General features: G+C 57.7%; 1 protein-coding gene. It reads right to left on the reverse strand.

The genetic code is table 11. The features are described 5' to 3' along the window. Positions 1-378: 378 nt before the first annotated feature. Positions 379-2,097 (reverse strand): site-specific DNA-methyltransferase, encoded by a 1,719-nt coding sequence (locus tag FJY67_12115; protein ID MBM3330189.1) that lies wholly within the window; start codon positions 2,095-2,097, stop codon positions 379-381. Positions 2,098-2,250 lie beyond the last annotated feature (153 nt).

Consider the following 2,250-nt stretch of genomic DNA (forward strand, 5'->3'; position numbering starts at 1 on the left):
ACGGGGTTCGAACCCGTAATCCCTGCCAGGAACCGATTTTAAAGATCGGCGTGTCTTCCAATTCCACCACGAGGCCACGGGAATGAAATATGAACGGCGTTGCGCGAAGAGTCCAGCTTTCATTGATGACGCATTGATGAAATCCGACAAATCAAAAGTGCAACGCCTGTCGAATCAGACTGTTCGCTATTATCAAGGGGTAATCTGTCAATGGAGAAATCGCCCAAAGTCAGCGAGCAAGGCGCGAAGTTTATCGCGACCGCAAAGGATATCGGATGTGACGAGAGTGATGCAGCGTTCAAGGAGCGGCTGAAGAATTTGGTCTCGGTGCCGCCTACATCACTCAAGAAGCCAAGCAAGCCAAAACGCCACAAAGCATCAAAGTAGAGAGCCCTGCTTCTCCTTAGTCTCTCGGGCAGCCTTCTTGAAGCCTTCGGTGAAGCCAAACGGGATATGCACCGTGCGCCCGTCAAACAGTTCCTCGACGGTCAGTATCTGGATTTTGGGGAACTTCATGCCGCCGGTCTCATAGAAGCCGGCCGACGCCGCCTCCTTCTTCATGTCCCGCGTCGGGTCAACCAGCGACAGGAAGACGCCGACACAGGCCTTGTCGCGCCCGACCACGCCCTTCAAGTCGCGGATCATCGTGACGCCGACGTTGTCGCCCCCCTTGACGGAGACGATGCCGATTTGCGGCTTGCCGTCCGCGTCGCGGAAATTGAGATAGCCGTCGATGCCGCGATCCGCGCCCTTCTTCTTCTTGCCGCCGGCTGGAATCGCGTTGATCAGCGATATTGCCCACCATTGGAACTGGTATGGGTCGCGCTTCGCAAGGTCGCGAGCGCCTTCGAGGTCCTTTGGCGTCCCCTCTACCTCGAACGTCACGGTCGGGAATGAGTCCTTCAGCCGGCGCTCGATGAGCGAGATCGCGAGGTGCGTGATGTCGATGCCGATCCATTGCCGGTCGAGTTTCTGCGAGGCATGAATCGTCGTCCCGCAGCCGCAGAATGGGTCTAGGACGACATCGCCTTCCTTTGAACCGGTCCGCAGGATTCGCTCGATCAGGCCGACAGGCTTCTGCGTCGGATAGCCAAGGCGCTCGGGGTCCGTGGGGCCGAGCCACTTCACGTCCTCGTCGATGCCGTGCGTAGGGTCGCCCCACGCCGTGCCCTGCGTGTAGGGCTGGAAGGTCCACAGGTCGGTCAACGGCGTGCCGTCGCGCTCATCGAGGTAGCGGACCATGATCGGCCACGCGTTGCCCTCGACGATCTCCACCAATCCGGCCTGATACAGAGCTTCCAGCTTCTCGATCGCGTTTAGATTCTGATACTCATCGGACATAAATTCCTCGTAGGCACCGGGGATCGCCCAATGCCGGTTCTTTGCAGTCGGATCGAAGCCGCGCCACGGCTTTCCAGAAGCTCCGTCCTCGGTCGGACCGGCTCCCGTTAGAACGTTGCCGCCGGACGTGAACTTCATGCGGCCGTCTGGCATCTGCGTGTAGCGCGACTCGACATGACCCTTCATGTATGGACGCCGGATGACGTTGAACTTGTATGCCGACGACTTCGTATAGGCGTGGATAACGTCGTGCACCGGTCCGAGCGAGCGCCGGGGATTGTGCGACCCGGTCCGCCGCCAGATAATCTCATTGAGGTAGCGATCGCCGCCGAAGACGGCGTCCATCAGCACCTTTAAATACGCGCTCGCGGTAGGGTCACAGTGCAGGTAGAGCGATCCTGTAGGCTTCAGCACCCTGTGCAGGTGGACGAGCCGGATGGCCATCATGCTCAGGTAAGCCATCATGTCATTCTCGCCGAGGAACGAGAACATAGCGCGCAGGATGTTCGCAACATTCTGATTGCCGCACCGCATGACTTCGTCGAACGCCAGCGCAGCATGCTCATTCCAGTGCCATGTGTCCTCGAAGGCCTCGATCTGCGCCGTCGAACGCTTGCCGCTCGGGGACCGGAACAGGATGTTGTAATTCGCCTTGGAGTTGAAGGGCGGGTCGAGATAGATCAGGTCAATGGATTCGTCGTCGATCGAGTCCTTTAAGACCTGAAGGTTGTCGCCGTAAAAGAGCTTGTTTGCCAAGATGCGCCCCCTTTAGCGGAGGCTACCTATAGTGCCGGGTTTGTCAACCGGATAATTCCCGATTTTTGCTCGCTGAGCGGCGAAGGCTTTTTCAACATGTCTTCAAGAAGAGTTATCGCCTTATCAAGATTGTTTTGATGATAAGCAAGAACA

The organism is Calditrichota bacterium (assembly GCA_016867835.1).
In the GTDB taxonomy this organism is placed as follows: domain Bacteria; phylum Electryoneota; class AABM5-125-24; order Hatepunaeales; family Hatepunaeaceae; genus VGIQ01.